Below are 20,144 nucleotides of genomic sequence, written 5' to 3' on the forward strand. Positions count from 1 at the left end.
TAGGGGGTACTCTTGCCGGTAACCCAGCGGGTGTAGTTATTTAGACGCTTACATAACTGCGATGCGCACCTTTATCCAATTGTTGTAACTGCCCTTAACAGCGGTATGAGAAATGGTGAGGTGCTATCTCTAAAATGGAAGAACATCGACTTGAAGCATGGATTCATCTTGTTAGATACCACAAAAAATGGCGAACGCAGAGAAATTCCTATTAATAGCACACTAATGTCTGTTTTTCAGAGGGTTCAGCGTAGGTTGGATGTTCCCTATGTATTCTTTGACAATGCCGGAAACCCCTACAAAGATGTTAGAAAGAGTTTTGATACAGCTTGTAGAAAGGCAGGGATAAAAGATTTCCATTTTCACGATCTAAGACACACGTTTGCTTCGCATTTGGTTATGGCTGGTGTGGACCTTGTTGCTGTCAAAGAACTTTTAGGACATAAGACGCTGACTATGACATTGCGGTATGCTCATTTAGCGCCAAGCCATAAAGTTAAGGCGGTTGATACGTTAGACAAATCCATGAACCCAGAATCAACTATACAAAAACTATACAATCGGGAGGAAAAGTAACTATGATAAAACCCCGTAACCCCTTGATTTTAAAGGAAGCCACCGAGAGGATTTGAACCCCCGACCAGCTGATTACAAATTATATCCAATTCAACGGGCTTACCTTTCATATCTTTATAAATCCTTGCCAGTTCTTACTTTACACCGCTTAAAAAGTAAATCCTAACATGCCTTTTGTCATATCTTTTCAAGTATGCACTGCATAGTTACTGCATAGTCTCTTATCTGCGGGATTTCTCAAATAATCCTCAGTAAATGCCAGCCCCAAAGACAGCCAACATGCCCCAAACGCTCTACAATAAACGTAGGCACTATTCCTCCGCAAAAGCAATACGTTCCTATGTCTTCACCAGAAAAAAGCAATTCTCGGCGATTCTACAAGGCCGGTTGCGATTGTGTGCCGTTAAACTGCCCGTATTTGCCGGTACTGGTGATGGTATAGGGGTATCGCCCGCCGTCTGTGATATATGCCATTTAAACCTCCCTCCCGTGAACTGTCGATTTTTGAAATACTGTCGGACCCTGCCCGTGCATAATCTTCAAATAGAAAATTCTTGTTTTGATTATTCCTGCAACACTTCATGTATAGTTGTTGCGTCTTTGAAGTTGACGCCCAATGTCTTAAAGTGCGCCTTCCCGCAGTCGAATTTCTTGTTCTCAGATTCCCGCCGCTTATCGCGGTCAAGCGTACTCTTTGTCTCGCGAACAAGGTAAAGTTTCGGGTCGGCTTCGACAACCACCGCCCAATCGGGGTTATAGTCTCCAAGTGGAGTTGCAACCTTAAACCAGCGCGGCAGTTTGCAGAAAAGCTTTACCTTGTCGTCAGTATCTAAAAGCTCTGCAACCTGTTTCTCTGTCTCTGATTCATAGGCGATGTAATCATAGGGGGTTCTGTCGTCTTTACTTGTAACTGTATATAGCCTGTCTAAATATTCTTCAACCTCAGCCTGCTCAAAAAGGCGCATTTCATAGCATTGTCCCTCTATTGGCTCGTATTTAATCCCGTCTATAATCAGCTCATGCAACGCCCTGTTTATGAGTTTAGCGGCTTCAGACATAAACATCATCGGATTTACAGTAAAATCTTTTAGCCGTCCAGATTGTCTGATGATTTCCACCAGCGTACCCCGCGTCAGTTCCGTTTCCCGTTGGAGAAACTCCAGAATGTCGGGCAGGGGCTGTTCATTGGTAACAGGATTTATGCAATTGCTGGTTATCCTGCCGCCTTCGATACCCGATTCTTTGATTTCAATGTCTCGTTTTGTAATCAAAATCTGCACTTCCTTTACTTCCGCCATTCTCTTGATTTTATCAACAGCACGTCTTATCAACTCTTCAGTCTTAAACTCCACGCAATAGCGGGTTTTTTGTTTGATTTTATCCCATAGAATCTTAAAATCAGGGTTAAGGTCAATCCGCTTGTTGTAAGAAACCTTTTGACGCTTGCGGGCGTCTTTGACAATATCTCGCGGCATGAATTTCTTCATTCGGCTAATTATTGCTTCGTCCATTCCCGCAAATTCAGCAGTAAGATTAAGAGAAAATCCGGTGCTGTCCGGCCTGAAATCAGGTGTGAAATCACCATTACTATCAATCAAACCCTGCCGTTGTATATGTTCCCATAGTGATTTTGACTCATCCTGTGAAAGTTTGTCTGTCCCCGCGGCGTTGAGCAGAGGGATAAAGGCAATCTGCGAAATACGTCCGAATTTGAAACCGCCGTTTGGGTCAATCGCAAGTTCAATATCAGATTGCAAGCCCCGCGCAAAGTTTTCAAATGACTCATTAGCGATAACCGTAAGCCTGTTCACCTGCTCGTCATATATTCTGTCGCCGTCCTGATTTACCGGCAGACGCAGCCCCCGGCCTATGGTCTGGCGGCGCTGTGTGTCTGTTCCCATTTCACGTAAAGTACAAATCTGAAATACGTTAGGATTGTCCCACCCTTCTCTGAGGGCGGAATGGCTGAAAATAAACCGCAGAGGCTCTTCAATGTTCAACAGGCGTTCCTTGTCTTTCATAATCAGCTCGTATGTTTCGTCGTCCTTTGCAGTGCCGCCCTTTGTGTCCAGCTCCTCAACAACCTTGCCTTTCTTTTTGTCCGCCGAAAAATAGCCGTCATGCACCGCGTCCGCGCAATTGGGTATCAATCCCTTATACATAGGCTTATCGCCGATTTGAGCATAGATTTCTTCGAACCATAGGGCAAGTTTACCTTTATGCCGGTTGCCCTCATCGTCATAATAGCGGTAGCTTTTTACATGGTCTATAAAAAAGAGCGAAAGGACTTTTATGCCCTTGCCCTTCAGTATTTTCTCTTTTTCAAAGTGCTGTTCTATCGTTTGGCGGAGCTGGCTTTTTAGCCGCTCGTCATTCATGCCGCCTAGCTCCTGAAAGAGTTCAACTACTTTGCCGTTCTGAAACTCGACGTATTTGTCGTTGCCCTGTTTGGCGTTGATATTGACGATTATATACCCTTCGTAATCCGGCCTGTTGGTCTGCTGCGCTAAATCTGTGCCGTGCTTTACTTTAATCTGCTTTTCACGCGGGCCGTTTGGCGTATCCTCAAATATGGTAACTTTTGCCTGTGGCGTCTTTGCCGTTTTCGGCCAGTAGCCTACCTCGTCCAGCCTCACCATTGTCTGATTAAAATCCTTCCCACCAGTGGCGTCCACCACCTCTATCTGTTTCACAATCCTCATATCATAGGCGCGAATCGGGTCAAGCTGATACAAGAGATTATACGGGTTTGTATGTGTGGCCGAATAACGCAGGGCAAATAGCGGGTTTAAGTTGCTGATTGCCTTTTGGGACTTGGGCGTGTTGTCAACGCTCTGCGGTTCGTCAATAATCAGTATCGGGTTTGTAGCCTGTATGAATTCAATGGGGCGGCGGCCAGACATCCTGTCCTGCTCCTGATGAATGACATTGCCGGTCTTCTCAGCATCTTTCTGAAAAGCCTGAATGTTGATAACCATAATCTGTACTTCGTTATTCACAGCGAACTGCCGGACTCGGCTTAAATCTTTTGACTTATAGACAAAATCATCAAACGCCACATTGTCATAAAGCCCCTTGAAATGCTCCTTCATCAGTTTTATAGAGCTGGTAACGCCCTCGCGCACTGCCACAGACGGCACAACGATAATGAATTTCTTAAAGCCGTAGAGCTTGTTCAGCTCAAATATAGTACGCAGATAGACATAGGTCTTTCCTGTGCCGGTTTCCATCTCTACTGAGAAGTTAGGGAATGTGTAATTCTCCGTTTCAAACAAGCTTCGTGATTTCGGCACATGATTGCCGGATTGAACGACATGCAGGTTTTTCAAAAGCTGTTCGTGAGAGAGAATCAGATTGTTGCCAATGCCCAGCTCGTTATATTCGGTATCAAGTATTTTTGTGCTCAATTGTATTGATAGCCCGCCCTGCTGCCGCGGCAGTCCTTCAAACAGGCCGGTTACGCTTTTTATAGCCTCAAGCTGGTATTCAAGGCCGGAATCAAATTTCAGTTTCAATCTTCCTTCCTGCCCTTTTTTCTGCCCTTCTTTGCTGTCTTTTCAATGTGTTTTACCTCTCGTATCGCATCGTTGAAATGCCTCTCTACAGGGGAAGGTTCATTTAAATGCGCTTGCCGGAACTTTTCATATTCGGTAATTGCCTTTGCGGCGGCGTCATCGCGGCTTATTTTCCCTGCATGAGTCAACAATGCCCTTCCACTGAGTTTAAGAAAGTCATCGAGTTTGGCTATCCAGTCTTTCATATACATGGGCTTCTGGTCTATCGCCTGAATCTCGGCAAATTCAAGATAGGCGGTAACAATACGATTGAGCAGATTCAACTCTTTTTCGTTTAGGTAGTTCTTGGCTATAACAACGTCGTCTTTTCTTGGTCTATCGCCATGCCATGAGGTAAGCCCCATGTTAGGCAGGGCCGCGTTGGCGCGATTTTCAATAACTTCCGCGGCAGTGTGGCCGTGTGCCGCCCAGTGCATTTTATTCTGAATGACCTTGAAAAACTCTTTTGATAATTCAGTGTTTGGCGAATAATCAATGCTGGTTGCGTAAATATCCATAACCTTGCGATAAAAAATCTTTTCTGATGAGCGAATGTCGCGGATACGGGCAAGCAGTTCGTCAAAATAGTTACCGCCGCCCGCCTGTTTCAGCCGCTCATCGTCCATAGTAAAGCCCTTTATGATATACTCGCGCAGCCGCTGTGTAGCCCAAATGCGAAATTGAGTACCGCGCAGGCTGTTGACACGGTATCCAACTGAAATAATCATATCGAGATTGTAATAATTTGTCGGCTTGGTAGATAATTCGGAAATTCCGAATTTTCTCATCGTCTGTTCTTCTGACAGTTCATTCTCAGCATAGATATTTTTAATATGTTCGTTGATGGTGGATTTTGACTTATCAAAGAGCTGTGCCATTTGCTCCTGTGTCAACCAAACTGTCTCATCCTGCATTTTCACTTCAATGCGGACTTTTCCTCCTTCCGTTACATACAAGAGAAAACTATTCGATGAAACAACTGGCAAGTTTTTATCTTTCATATTCGCCTCCTTACACTGTCCTGAATATTATCTGGTTATGTTCCTCTTTATCCATGTTGCGGGCATTGAAGGTCTGCACGGCGTTGGCCTTTAGCTGGTCATTGCCGCCAAAGGCTTTATCTAAACAGATAAACTGCTGAACGTGTTTGTCCTCTGCAACGGCGTTAATCAGTTCCTTTGTTACGGTATCAGCAAGGCAGATAAGCAGGCCGCCCTCAGCAATGGAGAACACCGGTATGTCTGCAAGCGTGATGGTTTGCACTTTTTCAGTAGGCATAAACCCTGCCTTGATGAGAATTTCAAAGAGTAAATCTTCCGGCGATGCCTTGTGTTCAATATTTTTGATATGGTCAAAAAGCTGTTTGTTTATTTGCTCAGGCGTGGCGTCCGGGGGGAGTGGTTGCCACTGCTTGAAATTGGATTTATCGAGTTTGAGGACTTTAAAACCGCGGTCTTGCGCCGACGCGCCGTCTAAATCGAGTTTGCCTTCTTGTTCTTCATTGAGTTTCTTTATTACCCGCCGAATACGTTCTTTGCCGATGTCGGCGATGGTTTTATATCCGGCCTTGAAGGCTTCGCTGTCTTCGGCGCAGGGTTCGGGAAGCTGCACCATGATAAACTTGCGGTTGCCGTTGTCTTGTTTATTCAGGTCAAGGACAGCGTGGGCGGCAGTGGCGGAGCCGGAGAAGAAATCGAGAATAATATCAGAATCTTTGGTGTCGGCAATTGTTAATACACGTGAAATCAGTTTTGTTGGCTTAGGTGTATCAAAGATGTTTTCTGGAAAAATATCTTTGATTTCATAACGTGCAGTTTTATTGTCCCCAGCTATTTCCCTGTCCCACCAGGTTTCAGGGGTAATCCCAGCTTTTACTTCACTTAGGAATTTTTTTTGCATCGGCCTTCCTTGACCATCAGCCCCAAATATAATCCTATTATCATTCAGTAGTTCAAAAAATCTTTTCTCATTAACAATCCATGACCGCGAAGGTGGTGGTAAAAATTCTTTCCCTGTTGGCCCTTTTATCATATAATAACCGCTTTCACTAAAAGTTCTTGCCGATAAGTCACTTGCTCTCCATTCTCCTCTTGAATCATTGTCTGGATTTTTAAATGCGGACAATTGTTCTTCGTTTCTTTCTAACAAACCAGGTTTCCAGCTTATTATATTCTTTCCATAGCACAGAATAAACTCATGTGTAGGGGACATTCCCTTAGCATCATTAGCGGGGCCATATTTTTTTTGCCAAACAGGACATCCAATAAAATTCTCCTCTCCAAAAATCTCATCACAAATTTTCTTTAAATTACTCACTTCATTATCATCAATACTGATAAAAATCACCCCATCATCGCGCAACAGATTCCTTGCCAGATACAATCTCGGATACATCATATTAAGCCACTTTGTATGAAATCGGCCTTCGTTAGCGGTGTTGGTGGAGAACTTCCTGCCCTCGCCGTCTATCAGCCCGGCGTATTCAAGATATGTCTCAAGCGATTCGCTGTAATTGTCAGGGTAGATGAATTCCTTGCCGGTGTTATATGGCGGGTCTATGTAAATCATCTTCACCTTGCCGTAGTAACTTTTCTGTAAGAGCTTTAGGACTTCAAGGTTATCGCCTTCGATAAACAGGTTTTCTGTGGCGTCGAAATTAACGGATTCCTCACGGCAGGGTTTGAGTGTGGCGGCGCTTGTGGTCTGTATAAGCCGCATAGCCTCTTTCTTGCCCGGCCAGTCCATGCCGTATCGTTCACGGCGGGATTCAAAGAGTTCGGTAAATGTGCCGAGTTCAGTCTTTAATTTTTCAAAGTCAACCGATTCCACCAGCTCGCCCTTGTCGTTTAATGTTTCGGTAAAGACCGTGGGAAACATCGCCTTTAGCCGGGCGCGGTTGTCGGCGGCTATGTCCAATGACGTGCCATCGATTTTCTCAGGGGCGTCGCTCATGTAAGCCTCCATTGTATTGTAAATATCGTTTTCTCTTCAATGGTATGTTTCAGCCGCTGTTCAACCGTGTCGAGAAGGCCGTCTTTTTGCTGTTCGATTAACTTAGCGGCTTCGTCGTAGTCTTTCCAGGCGGCGCCGCGTTTGGCGTCAATGTCCCGCATTTTCCTCTGTAACGCCATCTTTTCAGGCATGCTGGGCGCAAGGCGTGCCTCTCTTTTGAGATTTTTTATCTGATCGTTATAGTCTTTCAACTCCGCCTTCAGCCCGCGCCGTTTGTCTTCAGCCCAGTTATTGAGCTTGTAAATCTCATCATCAAACCAACGTGAGTGTTTTGCGGCAATATCGGAAATGGCTGCGTTCTTTCTTCGTCTGACCTCATCTTCTAAATTTTTCGTGTCTGTTATGTTTATTTTGGATGGGATTTCCTTACACGGCAGCTCAAACAGCCGCTTTGCCGCCTGATCAGGCACAAACACCCCGTCGTCTGTCATAGCACACAGAATCAAGTGGTCATGCGCGTCCGCTCCAGTGATTGCCAGATGAGATAAAGTCAACAAGCCTTTTTGGCCGACAAATACTTCAAGCGCGGCGGCCTTTAACTGCCATCCGGTGTAATCAAACTCCAGCATGGCTGCGGGAAGCGGCCTGCCCCTGGCGCTGGCAATCAGAGACTGCGCAAGCGGGTGACCTATGCGATAACGGTGGGCGCTGTCCACCTGACGGGCTAGAGTGTAAGTGCCTGACGGTATGTTTTTGCCAGGATTGGCGGTTGTTTTCAGGGTAAAGGACAAGGTCTCATCATCAAATTGCGCAGAGTCTTTCAGCTCGTTTCTGGTAAGCCGCCAAAGCATTGTGTCGTATTTATTGAGATATTCGCGGCTTTCGGCAAGAGTTAACCGCAGACGGTCGTGGACTTCGGCGTCAAAGTTCTCAATCAATTTCTTGCGGGTATCGGCCATAGTTGCGGTTATATTGGTCTCCATTTCAGACTGTAAACTCAGGAACTCGGCCTCTATCTCTTCGCTTGTGCGACAGTTCTGATAAATAGCGGCAACCCGTTTCTCAAAATCAATGCCGGAGTCAATCGCGCCAAGCACTTCGTCGCTTGCCCCGAACAAGCCCGAAAATAACTTGAACTTTTCGGCCAGTATTTTATATACCCGCTGGTCGGCGGCATTCTTGCGGTTGATAAAATTAATAACGACAACGTCATATTGTTGCCCGTATCGGTGGCAGCGGCCAATGCGCTGTTCAATCCGCTGGGGATTCCACGGCAGGTCGAAATTCACTACCATTGAGCAGAATTGCAGGTTTATACCCTCCGCGCCCGCCTCTGTGGCAATCATAATCTGGGCGTGGTCTTTAAAATAGTCAACCAGAGCCGCCCGCATATCTGCGCTTTTTGAGGCTGAGATTCGGTCAGTGTTCTTATTGGCAATCCGCCATTCTTTATATATTGTCCGCGACTGCTGGTCGTTGTTTGTTCCATTAAACAATACAATCTTACCGGCATAACCGTTTTCTGAAAGAAGCCGCACAAGATAGCTTTGCGTTCGTCTGGACTCCGTAAAGATTATAGTCTTCTCCGCCGCTCCAAGCTCTTTTGCCTTAATAAAACCGTGCGTCAAGGCATTCAAGAGGGCGTGGCCTTTGGCGTTTTCAGTAATGCTGACGGCAATATCTCTAAATGTTTCAAGCCCTTCTATCTCTTTTTCAATAGAGGCAATATCCGCGGGTGAAAGCCCTTCTTTCACTTGTCCCTCATCCCATTCCTCTGCGTCATTGGAGTATTCCTCATAGTCCTGCGCTATGTCATCTACTGCGGGTTCGACTTTTACGCCTTTCAATTCCCTTCTCAACCGTTGTGCCAACGAATCCAACGCCCCGGCTATTGCAAAAGTGGACGACGCCAGCAGCTTGCGCATTATAAGCGTAATAAGCTGACGCTGTGAATTCGGCAGGGCATGAATCAGGGGTTTTCGCAGATATTCAGATACCATTTCATACAGCGCCGTCTCATCATCAGAGGGGAAAAAGTCTTCTGTTATGGGGATGCGGTTCGTATAACGAATGTACTCAAGCACCTGTCGGCGCAGTGTCCTATGGCAGAGGGGAGCAAGCCTTGATTTCAGCTCATCAAATACGGCGTCGCCGATAAGGCGGGCATACATGGTCTTGTAACTCCTGAGGTCGCCAAAGGCATAATCGTCAATGACGCTGACCAGCCCGTACAGCTCCAAGAGTGTATTCTGTAAAGGTGTCGCGGTGAGTAATATTTTAGGGGTGTTGACAAGTGCGTTTTTTATGGCTTTGGCAATTTTATTGTCTGTTTTATAGACGTTACGCAGCCGGTGTGCCTCATCTATAACTGCCATATCCCACTGCATGGCAACAATAACATCCGCGTATTTTGCCGCAAACTGGTAGGAACATATAACGAGGGAGTCTTGTATAAAGGGGTTAGATATACCATCAAGTTTGATTTGCCGGTAGTTCTTAGCTTCCATAATGGCCGCAGGCAGATAAAATTTATCCGCCATTTCCTGTGCCCATTGTTTACGGAGGTTTGCAGGTGTGATAATAATAATCCGCCGCTTGCCCTCTGACCATTTCTGTGCGATTACAAGACCTGCCTCAATTGTTTTACCAAGCCCCACCTCATCGGCAAGGATAGAGCCTTTTGACAATGGCGACTTAAACGCAAAAAGAGCGGCGTCAAGCTGGTGTGGATTTAAATCAACCTGAGCGTCGGCAAGCACTGTGGCCAGCTTTTCAGAATCATTAACAGAGTGGCGTTTCGTTAATTCATATGCGAAATATGCTGAGTGAAAAGCCGTCATGCCTTAAATCATACTTTTGCCGGACTGGTTAAGTCAATATTGACTTTGATTATGAGCTTGATTAGATTCTTACTTCAGAAACGGCTCAGGATAAATTCAGGACGAAGGTTAAACAGCCAGCCTCAATTAATGCCGACACGCGGCCTTGCCTCATGGTTTCACCGGATATTTGCTTGGACACCGGCATGATGGTACAGGTGACGCCCCGTCTTGCCCGCCGATAAACTAAGCAAAGTTACCCCATTAAGCGGTCGATTTCCTGAAAAACCGGCCTATTCCCCTATATAACGCCCTATTTTATTTTGTATTTTCGCCTTGAGTAGTTTCAAAAACTCTTACCAGATAATAATAATGCCGATACAGCAAGTTACAGGTTAGTTATTATTAAAATCATGGTGTTTTTGGATTTTATCACGTTATGAAATCCTCGTATCTTGGTTCGCGTTTAGCCGTTTGATTCGTGTATTTTGCGTCTGGTTCTATCTTGTCAAGCAGGCAAAGCAAAATAGTAGACCGAATTCTTATATCCTCGGTTGTGCGAAGCAAATTAACTATTTCCTGTAAAACGTTAACACCCAAGTCGGCCAATACTCCGCGGACTACCGCTCTGCTAAGCATTCGCAATACAGTCTTGAGGACAGCTTTCAATTCCCTTTGCTTGTTCCCGGGGCGACTTTTTTTCTTAGGTTTTGGCAGCCGGTGATAACCGTCCGATTCTCTGACGGCAAGCAATTGTTTTTTTAATAGAGCCTTCATAGTTTAAGTATGCCATAAATCTAATAGTATTATCAAGATGGCCTATCGTTATGCTTTCATAATCAGATAGTAAAAATGTATAATATACAAGTATCGCGGGATAGCGTAACGACACGAACAACGGTTGAGAAGGAAGGTAAATGAAAATGGCAAAAGGAAAAGAGAAAGAGATACGCTTCGACCCTACTATATACGACTATCTTGACAAGGTTTCAACTGATGGTTGGATTTCAGCTTTCTTATCAAGGAATAGTGATTTTATACTTCTCTATGACAAGATAATGTCATTAAGAAAGTTAAATTCTGAAAAAAATGATTTTTTACTTGAAACCATGCGTAGATATACGACACCAGAGCGTGCCTCTTGGAGTTCTATTATATTTGATACAATTAATGCGGCAACGTCATTGACAGAAGGTCAAGCCATAGATAGTAAGGCAATTGAAAAACTTAAATCTAAAGGAAACGAAAAGTGGAGAGAGCGTATAAGTGATTTATATGACTTAGAAAATAAACTAAAAGATAATGATGAACAACAAAGTCAAATCGCAGCAGAATGTAAAAATGCACAAAATGAAATGTACAATAAATATGGCGTTATCATTACCAGTTCTTATTTTATTTTAGCTAATGGTATGCGAATAATAAATGTCCTAAGTCCTAACCGTATAAGCGCTTACCGTGTTATCAGTAATGATATAACTAATGACGAGTTACACAGTGCTTATGAAAAAGAAGGCGCAGCTCTAAGAGAGAAACCATACGCATATTTGAAACTTTTACACAACAGCGATAAGGACGGCAATATAAGGGACATTTCACCGTCAATAATTTTTAAATACCTTTTCCCTGAATTTTATTATGACATGCCAGGAGAGCAAATATTAAGCACCATAAGTGATATGAAAATAGGTGATTCAGAGCCGGTAAGGAATTTTCCACCACAAAAGGATTCTCTTGTAGTAAGAATTGACTTGAGACTTGGCAGGGATGAGATAATGAGGCAAATAGGTCAATATTTAGATATTCATGTCATTGGAAGAAAAACAAAAAACAGAGACGATAAATGGAAATACTATCTCATGGTCTATGATTTATATAGAGAAGGTCATATCTATGCCGAAATATGTGAAATATTAACACGTTCGATTAGATTGTCAAAAAAGGAACTCGGCAAGTTATTTGACGAAAGAAATATTGAAAACTATTATAAAAATGCTCTTGCATTAATAAATGGTGAATACAAGAAATATATTTAATGCTACTTTAAAAAGTATAGAAGCATATAATGTATTATTATCAGTTACTTATATCAATGTAAATAGCAATAAGCCCTAACAAAATAAGCCTTACCCTCTTTTTGTTTAAGCCACACCCTTATTCTTCGTTACATCCGATATGTATTCCGGTGATAATGGAGACAGCTTTTTAAAAGCGGCAAATTGACTGAGAAAAGGGGTTTGAATGGCAAAAGGCAAAGGAATTCAGAAAGTACCAATCAATGATGTTAACCTCTCAAGTTTTTTATCACTGAAAGGAATCGTGCCGGAATTATCCATTAGCGGCTCACACGTAGTTTTCTTGTTTCCCTCAGACGACGAAACTTACCGTCTTGCGCAGGAGTACAACAACAATGTCGAAATTCCTGTTCTGGATTTTGTCGCGGCACTCAGGCGGCTACGGGCGCAGATGATGGCACTCAGGGGTCAGAAATAATGACTTTAAACAAGCCAGACATTTTGGAGATTATCGAACGGCACGTCATTCTAAAACAGAAAGGGATTCGCCATTGGGGGCTGTGCCCGTTTCACGATGAGAAAACGCCTTCTATGATGGTTGATGTTCAAAGGCAAACGTTCACATGTTTTGGATGTTGGGCCGGAGGGGACGTCGTAACCTTCATTCAGAAGTTGCACGGTGTTGACTTCCGGGTGGCGCTGAAGCTCTTAGATATTCATGGAAAGCCTTACAGCCCGAACCCTGTCCTACAAAAGCAAAAAGAACTTGTCAAGAATTACCGGCAGCAGCTACGGGCATATGAGGATAGGCTTTGCGAATTCTTGAGGACATTAACCGAATGCAAACTACAAATACGAACAGAGGCCGACATAGATGCCATAGCGCCATTCTTCCATGATGAGGCTTACGTGGCGCACATGCTTGACCTCTTGCAGTTCGGTTCTGAGCAGGATAGGCTTGAAATCTATAAACAGGGAGGTATTTTTGAATAAAACATTACCGGATGCGGAGTTGGCCGAAAAGCTCGTTGAATTGAAAAAACAAAGGGAAGGATTGAAGACTGCGCCGATTGAAGCTCACGTTACAAATGAATCGTTGCGCGATAGAATCAATGCCTCAACGATTGAGACTATTCCTGAAATAATAAAGGAAATGGCCGCAATCAAGAGTGAGGCCGAGAGAGACCTATATATTAACCTCTTATCAAAAAAGCACGGCATGGGCAAGCGGGCAATTAGTAAGGATATTCAGGCTTTAAGAAAAGATAAACATGCTGAATCACAGCCGGTTGTCTATAGCATGAATTTTCCCGGACTGGTTGACGTTGTTTCAGATGATGGTAGTAACACCTATTTGTTGAAGGACGGAGATGACTTATCTATATCCAATACCTATGAAATAGACGGCACTGTATATTCACCGCCCACTAAAGACAATATTCCATTTGTAATGGCTCGATATGAAGACGTTGCGGAGTGGTACTATAAAGATGATTATTCAATCTTCAATGACCTCTTAATCTATCTGAAGCGGTTTTCATTCTTACAGGTTAAACAGTGGATAATCGTGGCGTGCTTTATTTTTTTGACATATATTCAAGACCATCCAGACATACGCTATATCCCTATGCTGCTTTTTTACGCCGTTGCGGAGAGGGGTAAATCACGGACTGGCAAAGCCATTGCCTACGTCTCGTATAGAGGGGTACATCTTGTCGATTTGCGTGAGGCCAATATATTCCGATTTTCTGAGAACTTTAAAGCGACATTGTTTTTTGACCTCATGGATTTATGGAAAAAGGCTGAAAGAGGCGGGTGCGAAGACATTTTACTGCTTCGTTTCGAAAAAGGGGCAAAGGCGGTGAGAGTCATTTATCCAGATAGGGGCGCATTTGAAGACACACGTTACTATGACATATTCGGCCCCACAATAATGGCTACGAATCAAAACATAAACAGCATACTTGACACCAGATGTCTTAATATCTCAATGACTAATAAGCTTGGTGAGTACGAAAACCCTACACCTGAAAAAGCACTATCACAAAAAGCACATTTAATCGCATGGCGAGCAAAGGTTATGGATAAACACCTGCCGCTGATAGAACATATACCTGAATTGACAGGGCGGATATGGGATATTTCTAAACCTCTTTTGCAGGTGTGTATGATGGTCTATCCTGAGGGGCTTGATGACCTGAAGGAAGCCTTAATTGAAATCTCGGGGCAGAGAATTGAAGATAAGAAGGGAGGCATACATGAGCAAATTGTTGCCGCGATTGAGGAGTTATCACCGGAGGACGTGCCTGAATGGAGAATAAAAACCGGCGATATAGCGAGTATAATCAACTCACATAGACCCGCAGACAAACCAGTTACAGAGAGATACATAGGAGGGCAGGTACGCGCTTTAGGGTTAAAAACTAAAATGATAAATGGACGCTCTCATATATTTTTATATAGAAGCGATTTTGACATCCTTTTGAGGCAATATAAAACTATTTCCTCTGATATATCGTCAGAACATCTACATACATCTACCAACGTCAAAGAACTAGATAATGCGCCACTTGCCGCCGGTAGATGTTCAAATATTGAGGAATCAACATCTACTCATCATCTACCTGATAAAAACCGCATGGACAGTGCATCTTTGACTTCGGTAGATGTTGGTAGATGTTTAGTCGAGCCTCAAGAGGATAATATTTTAACTTTAGAAACGGACTGTGAGGTCGAAATATGAGATATGTAGCATTGATGCCTCTAAAGATTAAGACTCCCAAAGGCGAAGTCTCAATAAATGCCGGTCAACCTTTTAAAGTAGCGAACAATGAGTTTTTGCTTGGGCTTATAAGTGCTGGCAAGGTTAAATTAGCCGACACACTACATCAACAGCCGGAGACCGCGCCGATAACGCCCACTACCGAGGCCATCGTTCCTGTACTGATAACTCGAGCAATGCGGGCGGAGCTTAGGAATAGAGGTTATGCAGATGATGATTTAGCAAAGATGACACCTCAAGCGGCTCACGATATATTATCTAAGCCAACGGCAACCAAACAATCGGATGCCGCCACGTCGCCCACGCCTGCTATCGAACCACGACCTGAGGCAGCAAAGCAAAGTGCCGTCAGTGTTTACGTCCTGCCAAAGGAACTAAATCAGCATGAGTTTCTGTTAAAGAAAAACTTGAATTACAGGCCGGACGCAGACGGCGGCGGGACGTTGGATTGCTATTTCTGTAAAGGCATGGCTGTTATCGACAAGGCGGGGAATATCTCTTGTGGCAATAGCCGGTGTACGGAAAAGAATTACCATGTGAATGGGCTGAGGTGGAGGCTGGGGAATGAATACAACAGGTAAATCAAATATCGTAACAAGTACGGCCATGAGGCCGGAAATCAATAGAGAGAGGTTGAAATGTCTGAAACGATGTTAAATAGACAGGAATCTATAAACGTTATGAAAATTGCAATTAAGGATATTGTGTTCAGAAAAGACTTGTATCCACGACTTGAACCGGATAATGAGTTGATTGAAAAATACACGCAATGTATTGACGAGTTGCCGCCTATTGAATTAAATCAAGACAATAAATTGATAGACGGGAATCATCTATGATTGGCACATATACGAGTGGGTAAGGAAGCAATAGCGTGTTTTGTTACTTATACCAACACTGATATAGAGCTTAAAATGATAGCTGCTGAAAGAAATGCCAAGCATGGCTATCAGATGAGCAACAAAGACAAAAAGAACCTTGCTATTGAAGTATGCGGCTCATACTCAAATGAGGAGATTGCAAAGATACTCTCCGTGTCTGTGCGTACTGTTAGTGATTGGACGCAGAATAAAAGGCAATCTGATGAGGAAAAACGTAACGAGGATATATTTAGTGAATACCTCAAAGGCTGGAATACTCAGGAGGCCATTGCTGAGAGGTACGGCATTACCAAGCAAGCGGTATCTAAGATAATTGAGAAATTGTCAACAAACAGCAATATTGCCAAAAGTTTACAAAACTTCAAACCAATCATTTACTCAATCTGGAATACGGAAAAAGGTGATGGCGTATCTCATTTCGGCGCGTTTCCTATCGTGTTTATGGAGAATCTGATTTACTATCACACAGAGCCAATGGACATAGTCTATGACCCGTTCGCTGGCAATGGCACGACTGTTGACGTGTGTAAGGCATGGCAACGCCGGTATTACTGCTCAGACAGGATAGTTAAGGCTGGACGTGAAGACGATATAAAGCTGTGGGACATAGCTAATGGCCTTCCTAATGATTTACAGAAGCCGGACTTTGTATTTCTTGACCCGCCTTATTGGAAACAGGCTGAGAAAATGTATTCAGAAGATAAGGAGTGTCTTGGAAATATGAGCCTCGATGATTTCTACGCAACACTTGAGAAGTTTCTCAAGGAGCTTATCGGACGAAAGGTAAAGCGTATCGCTATAGTCATCATGCCTACGCAATGGAAAAACGATAAGAAGTATGAAGACCATATCTTTAAATTAGCCAAAGTGTTTAATGGTAAATATGAGATAGAAATGAGGCGGATACTTCCATATTCGACACAGCAATATAACGCGCAGATGGTAGAGAAGGCCAAAGAAGAGAAGATATGCTTAGTAACTCATCGTGATTTAGTTGTGTGGAGGCTTTTGTAATACCAATGAAAAGCAATAGGAAGTCTATGTACGATACTGGTGTGCTGAACGTGAGCCTGGCGGGTGGTATTTCTCAATCTTGTTATACCATTGAGGTTAAGGTTTGAAAACATTGCTTGAACCGGATGATATACAGGCGATAGCAGACGCGGTTATGGAACGTCTGAAGCCCTCTATTGCCGGTAATGGCAAGCGTGAGCATGAAGACGTTATCTTCGACAAGAAATCCCTTGCCGCATATCTCAAAGTATCTGAAAGCACGATTAGCAAACTGGTAAGTAATAAGCAAATACCGCATTTCAAGATACAGGCTGGTCAATCCGGCGGTGTGCGTTTCAGACAACGGGATATAGATAAGTGGATTCAACGGCAGACAATACCAGAATCTAACACCTTCACCGGCAAATTTAGGTAAAGCGGTAACATGACTGTATATCAAACACGCTTAGTAAATTATCACGTAATATCGGCATGTTATAAACCACTATGCACTAAACTATGCAGTACAAAAATAACCCTTGACATAAACATAGTTTAAGTGTATCATATCTATATGAAAGAGTGGACACCGACAGAAATTAAGGCTTTCAGGCAGCGGCTTAACCTTTACCAGAAGGATTTTGCCGCAGTATTACGTGTAACGGAACAGTACATCTGCAATCTTGAAAAGGGGGTGAAGACACCGGGCGATACTTTGAGAGCATTACTTGATTGTCTTGAGCAAAAGGAAAACGAAAAAGGAAAGGAGGTTACAAAGAGACATGGCAAAACACAAAGGACTCTATAAACAAAAAGGTTCAGATTTTTACTGGCTACGATATGTCGGTCACGATGGTAAGGTTATTCGTGAATCTGCAAAGACCACGAACTTTAAAGAGGCACAGGCAAAACTCGAAAACCAGAGACGGGCTATCCGTGAGGGCAAAGCACCAGAGCCTATCAAGCGAATCTCGAATTTCACGTTCAGACAGCTTTCGGAGCAGTATTTAACCTGGGCTGAACGGCAACGCTCCTTTCGCAGTAAGAGAGGGTTTATCTTACAATTGGTAGATGTTTTTGGAAATCTACCATTGAGGAGCTTCAATACTATGCAAGTCGAGCAATTTCAAACACGCAGGATAGAAAAGGGTAATAAACCTGCAACGGTTAACCGCCTACTGGCAACTATGAAGCACATGTTCACAAAGGCCGTTCAGTGGGAAATGGCAGATGACAGCACGTTTAAAAAGATAAGGCAGGTAAGGTTACTTGAGGAAAATAACCGGCGTTTGAGGTATTTATCAAAAGAAGAGTGTAAGGAGCTTCTTAGAAACTGCAATGGCTACCTGAACGCTATCGTTACCTTTGCACTTAACACAGGGTGTCGTAGGGGTGAAGTTTTATCGGTAAAGTGGGATAATATAGACCTGACGCATGGTTTTATCAGGCTTGACCGCACAAAGAACGGGGAGTGTCGGGACATACCTATCAATGACGACTTGAAGGCCGTATTGCAAAGTATAACAAGGCGGCTTGATATTCCCTATGTATTTTTTGATGAGACCACGGGTAAGCCTTTCAATGATGTTAAGAGAAGTTTTCAAACAGCTTGCAGAAGGGCAGGAATAACGGACTTTCACTTCCACGACCTACGTCATACCTTCGCCAGTCATCTTGTAATGGGCGGCGTGGACATTACCACAGTATCAAAACTTTTGGGACATAAGAGCTTGACCATGACATTGAGGTATAGCCATTTATCACCGAACCACTTACAGAATGCCGTCAACGTGCTGGACATAACAGGGAATGCAGACGAAAAACGAACTGCATATTTACTGCATAGTCAGGCAGTGAACTAAGATTGAAAATGAAAGGTAACCCCTTGAAAAGAAAGGAAGCCACCGAGAGGATTTGAACCCCCGACCAGCTGATTACAAATCAGCTGCTCTACCAACTGAGCTACGGTGGCAATAGCCTTCTATGAAAAATAACATTTTTTAAAATTTTCTGTCAACTGCCTGACTTGCCAATAAATCAATGCCGCCACTGAAAACATTCCCTATCCAGTGCTTCCCCTCAAAGACATATAAGAGTGGCATGATATTTGCTTCCTAATAGTTTTATGATAATATGCCGATTAAATAACAGTGGGGATATACTAATGAAACTCAACGATGTCAGACAAAAGACCTTGGCAAGTATTACCAGACTGTGTCAAATTATTGACGAATCAATGACGTTTTTAGACAGTTGGATATTCTTAACGCCTCAGGCTATGAACGGCTTGCCCATGTCGAAAAAACAAAGGAGAAGAGGTATGAAAAGGTGTGATTCTTGCAACGCAAACCTCGTTTTGAAGGTTCAGTATGAAAGTGGAAACATGTTTACCTGCCCGAGCTGCGAATCAATATTTTTCTTCCCGGTCTACGAAGACCGCTATACCAGACAGTTCGCAGACGCCTTTGCAGAGGTTAAATAAGATAGTCTGTCAGGTAACGCCTATAGCCTTCTCGTAAGCTATAGGCACCGGAGCCGGGTGTTAATCACAGCGAGGCGCTTAATTACACCGGTGCACTGATTTACTTGCTGAACAGTAGCACGAAACTCTTGAATATGTCCGCCTGAAAGTGATTGAGCATTTGTTCTTTCATAAGACTGAGGGCTTCATACGGCGTTAGGGCCTGCTTGTACGAGCGTTCAGCGGTTAAGGCGTCAAATACATCCGAGATGCAGCCAATTTTCCCGTATGGGTGGATTTCATCTTTTTTCAACCTGCGTGGATAACCCGTTCCATCCTCTCTCTCATGGTGCTGCATTACGATTATCTTGCTCTCTTCGCTTAACGCCCCGGCCTTATCCAATATCTTGTACCCCTGATACGGGTGTGTGCGCATCTTAAACATCTCATCGTCGTTAAGGCGGCCAGGTTTGTTGATTATCTCCTGCGGGACTTTTGTCTTGCCCATGTCATGAAGAAAATATCCAGCCCCAAGTTCGTGCATGTCATGGGCGTCGGAATTGCCGAATATCTCCTTTGATACCATTATAGAGAGAATCCCCACGTTTACAGAGTGGGTATATGTATAGAAGTCGTGAGAGGTTATGTTTAACATATAGCCGGAGGTCTCTGGTTCCCTTAGAATCATATCCACTATAGAGGTTATGCCCTCTTTCGATACCTTGATATTCTCCACCGTCGGGCTTTCAAGTAATCTCCCCATCATCTGAAGAGACAATTTGTAGACCTCTTTTGCCTTGTCCTCTTTTGGCATCCTTGTGTCTTGTATTGCCTCTTTCAGGTCATCTGTCAGAAACTTTTCAGGGTTCCAATCCGCTGGCGGGTTTATGTCTTTATCGGAGTGGCTTATGTTTTCGACACTTTCTATTGATAACACCGACTTTTCGGTATCCACGGTAACAGTCTCAATGCCGTGGGCAAGCATCCGCTTAATCTGCCCGGCACCTGTTAATATGAACTCATTTCTCGCAAACGGGTGCCTCAGCCAGGAATCAGGAATTCTCACATACATCCCGACCTTAAGCTCCGTCGCGGTGATTGTCTTTATCAT

The 20,144-nt window shown here is 43.7% G+C and carries 17 protein-coding genes and 1 tRNA gene; 11 read left to right on the forward strand and 7 right to left on the reverse strand.

Features of this window, described 5'->3' with window-relative positions; all coding sequences use genetic code 11:
* Positions 1–78: 78 nt before the first annotated feature.
* The gene (locus AB7D94_RS02210) at positions 79–576 is read left to right on the forward strand and encodes a site-specific integrase (RefSeq protein ID WP_420264122.1); all 498 of its coding nucleotides are present in this window, start codon (positions 79–81) and stop codon (positions 574–576) included.
* Between the two features lie 563 nt (positions 577–1,139).
* Here AB7D94_RS02210 and AB7D94_RS02215 read toward each other — a convergent pair.
* The 5 genes from AB7D94_RS02215 to AB7D94_RS02235 all read right to left on the reverse strand — a co-directional run bounded on the left by AB7D94_RS02215 (position 1,140) and on the right by AB7D94_RS02235 (position 10,678).
* Positions 1,140–4,091, reverse strand: a complete 2,952-nt coding sequence (locus tag AB7D94_RS02215; protein WP_420264065.1) for a restriction endonuclease — start codon at positions 4,089–4,091, stop codon at positions 1,140–1,142.
* Entirely contained in the window at positions 4,088–5,131 is a 1,044-nt protein-coding gene (rhuM, locus tag AB7D94_RS02220) for a virulence RhuM family protein (protein ID WP_420264066.1), read from the reverse strand. The genes AB7D94_RS02215 and rhuM overlap by 4 nt, the downstream gene beginning before the upstream one ends.
* A 10-nt stretch (positions 5,132–5,141) precedes the next feature.
* Complete coding sequence (locus tag AB7D94_RS02225) at positions 5,142–7,082, reverse strand: site-specific DNA-methyltransferase (protein ID WP_420264068.1); 1,941 nt, start codon at positions 7,080–7,082, stop codon at positions 5,142–5,144.
* Positions 7,079–9,922 (reverse strand): SNF2-related protein, encoded by a 2,844-nt coding sequence (locus AB7D94_RS02230; RefSeq protein WP_420264069.1) that lies wholly within the window; start codon positions 9,920–9,922, stop codon positions 7,079–7,081. The genes AB7D94_RS02225 and AB7D94_RS02230 overlap by 4 nt, the downstream gene beginning before the upstream one ends.
* Before the next feature lie 411 nt (positions 9,923–10,333).
* Positions 10,334–10,678 carry a hypothetical protein gene (locus AB7D94_RS02235; RefSeq protein ID WP_420264070.1) on the reverse strand — a complete coding sequence of 115 codons (345 nt, stop codon included), beginning with the start codon at positions 10,676–10,678 and terminating at the stop codon, positions 10,334–10,336.
* A gap of 140 nt (positions 10,679–10,818) precedes the next feature.
* Here AB7D94_RS02235 and AB7D94_RS02240 point away from each other — a divergent pair, with 140 nt between their 5' ends.
* From AB7D94_RS02240 to AB7D94_RS02280, 9 genes are all read left to right on the forward strand, one after another.
* Positions 10,819–11,937 carry a hypothetical protein gene (locus tag AB7D94_RS02240; RefSeq protein ID WP_420264071.1) on the forward strand — a complete coding sequence of 373 codons (1,119 nt, stop codon included), beginning with the start codon at positions 10,819–10,821 and terminating at the stop codon, positions 11,935–11,937.
* A 205-nt stretch (positions 11,938–12,142) separates the two neighbouring features.
* Positions 12,143–12,394 (forward strand): DUF5659 domain-containing protein, encoded by a 252-nt coding sequence (locus tag AB7D94_RS02245; protein ID WP_420264072.1) that lies wholly within the window; start codon positions 12,143–12,145, stop codon positions 12,392–12,394.
* Positions 12,394–12,909 carry a CHC2 zinc finger domain-containing protein gene (locus tag AB7D94_RS02250; RefSeq protein ID WP_420264073.1) on the forward strand — a complete coding sequence of 172 codons (516 nt, stop codon included), beginning with the start codon at positions 12,394–12,396 and terminating at the stop codon, positions 12,907–12,909. The genes AB7D94_RS02245 and AB7D94_RS02250 overlap by 1 nt, the downstream gene beginning before the upstream one ends.
* The gene (locus AB7D94_RS02255) at positions 12,902–14,659 is read left to right on the forward strand and encodes a hypothetical protein (protein WP_420264074.1); all 1,758 of its coding nucleotides are present in this window, start codon (positions 12,902–12,904) and stop codon (positions 14,657–14,659) included. The genes AB7D94_RS02250 and AB7D94_RS02255 overlap by 8 nt, the downstream gene beginning before the upstream one ends.
* Positions 14,656–15,279, forward strand: coding sequence for a hypothetical protein (locus AB7D94_RS02260; protein WP_420264075.1), 624 nt, complete (start codon positions 14,656–14,658; stop codon positions 15,277–15,279). The genes AB7D94_RS02255 and AB7D94_RS02260 overlap by 4 nt, the downstream gene beginning before the upstream one ends.
* A gap of 273 nt (positions 15,280–15,552) precedes the next feature.
* Complete coding sequence (locus AB7D94_RS02265) at positions 15,553–16,593, forward strand: DNA methyltransferase (protein WP_420264077.1); 1,041 nt, start codon at positions 15,553–15,555, stop codon at positions 16,591–16,593.
* A gap of 103 nt (positions 16,594–16,696) precedes the next feature.
* A complete protein-coding gene (locus AB7D94_RS02270) occupies positions 16,697–17,008 on the forward strand; it encodes a helix-turn-helix domain-containing protein (protein ID WP_420264078.1) in 312 nt (103 codons plus the stop codon).
* A 138-nt stretch (positions 17,009–17,146) separates the two neighbouring features.
* Positions 17,147–17,380 (forward strand): helix-turn-helix domain-containing protein, encoded by a 234-nt coding sequence (locus AB7D94_RS02275; RefSeq protein ID WP_420264079.1) that lies wholly within the window; start codon positions 17,147–17,149, stop codon positions 17,378–17,380.
* A complete protein-coding gene (locus tag AB7D94_RS02280) occupies positions 17,355–18,434 on the forward strand; it encodes a tyrosine-type recombinase/integrase (RefSeq protein ID WP_420264080.1) in 1,080 nt (359 codons plus the stop codon). The genes AB7D94_RS02275 and AB7D94_RS02280 overlap by 26 nt, the downstream gene beginning before the upstream one ends.
* 37 nt (positions 18,435–18,471) lie before the next feature.
* Here AB7D94_RS02280 and AB7D94_RS02285 read toward each other — a convergent pair.
* Positions 18,472–18,544: transfer RNA gene (locus AB7D94_RS02285), tRNA-Thr, on the reverse strand.
* Between the two features lie 192 nt (positions 18,545–18,736).
* On the opposite strand from AB7D94_RS02285, the gene AB7D94_RS02290 reads away from it, so the two are divergent.
* The gene (locus AB7D94_RS02290) at positions 18,737–19,054 is read left to right on the forward strand and encodes a hypothetical protein (protein WP_420264081.1); all 318 of its coding nucleotides are present in this window, start codon (positions 18,737–18,739) and stop codon (positions 19,052–19,054) included.
* Between the two features lie 100 nt (positions 19,055–19,154).
* On the opposite strand, the gene AB7D94_RS02295 is transcribed toward AB7D94_RS02290, so the two are convergent.
* Entirely contained in the window at positions 19,155–20,144 is a 990-nt protein-coding gene (locus AB7D94_RS02295; protein ID WP_420264082.1) for a cyclic di-GMP phosphodiesterase, read from the reverse strand.

Source organism: Candidatus Magnetominusculus dajiuhuensis (genome assembly GCF_046044395.1).
GTDB classification, from domain to species: domain Bacteria; phylum Nitrospirota; class Thermodesulfovibrionia; order Thermodesulfovibrionales; family Magnetobacteriaceae; genus Magnetominusculus; species Magnetominusculus dajiuhuensis.

Excerpts from the sequence above, each read along its gene's own strand:
- rhuM (WP_420264066.1), bottom strand. The coding sequence starts at position 5,131 with ATGAAAGATAAAAACTTGCCAGTTGTTTCATCGAATAGTTTTCTCTTG.
- AB7D94_RS02225 (WP_420264068.1), bottom strand. The coding sequence starts at position 7,082 with ATGAGCGACGCCCCTGAGAAAATCGATGGCACGTCATTGGACATAGCC.
- AB7D94_RS02230 (WP_420264069.1), bottom strand. The coding sequence starts at position 9,922 with ATGACGGCTTTTCACTCAGCATATTTCGCATATGAATTAACGAAACGC.
- AB7D94_RS02235 (WP_420264070.1), bottom strand. The coding sequence starts at position 10,678 with ATGAAGGCTCTATTAAAAAAACAATTGCTTGCCGTCAGAGAATCGGAC.
- AB7D94_RS02240 (WP_420264071.1), top strand. The coding sequence starts at position 10,819 with ATGAAAATGGCAAAAGGAAAAGAGAAAGAGATACGCTTCGACCCTACT.
- AB7D94_RS02245 (WP_420264072.1), top strand. The coding sequence starts at position 12,143 with ATGGCAAAAGGCAAAGGAATTCAGAAAGTACCAATCAATGATGTTAAC.
- AB7D94_RS02250 (WP_420264073.1), top strand. The coding sequence starts at position 12,394 with ATGACTTTAAACAAGCCAGACATTTTGGAGATTATCGAACGGCACGTC.
- AB7D94_RS02260 (WP_420264075.1), top strand. The coding sequence starts at position 14,656 with ATGAGATATGTAGCATTGATGCCTCTAAAGATTAAGACTCCCAAAGGC.
- AB7D94_RS02275 (WP_420264079.1), top strand. The coding sequence starts at position 17,147 with ATGAAAGAGTGGACACCGACAGAAATTAAGGCTTTCAGGCAGCGGCTT.
- AB7D94_RS02280 (WP_420264080.1), top strand. The coding sequence starts at position 17,355 with ATGGCAAAACACAAAGGACTCTATAAACAAAAAGGTTCAGATTTTTAC.
- AB7D94_RS02290 (WP_420264081.1), top strand. The coding sequence starts at position 18,737 with ATGAAACTCAACGATGTCAGACAAAAGACCTTGGCAAGTATTACCAGA.
- AB7D94_RS02295 (WP_420264082.1), bottom strand. The coding sequence starts at position 20,144 with ATGATAAAGACAATCACCGCGACGGAGCTTAAGGTCGGGATGTATGTG.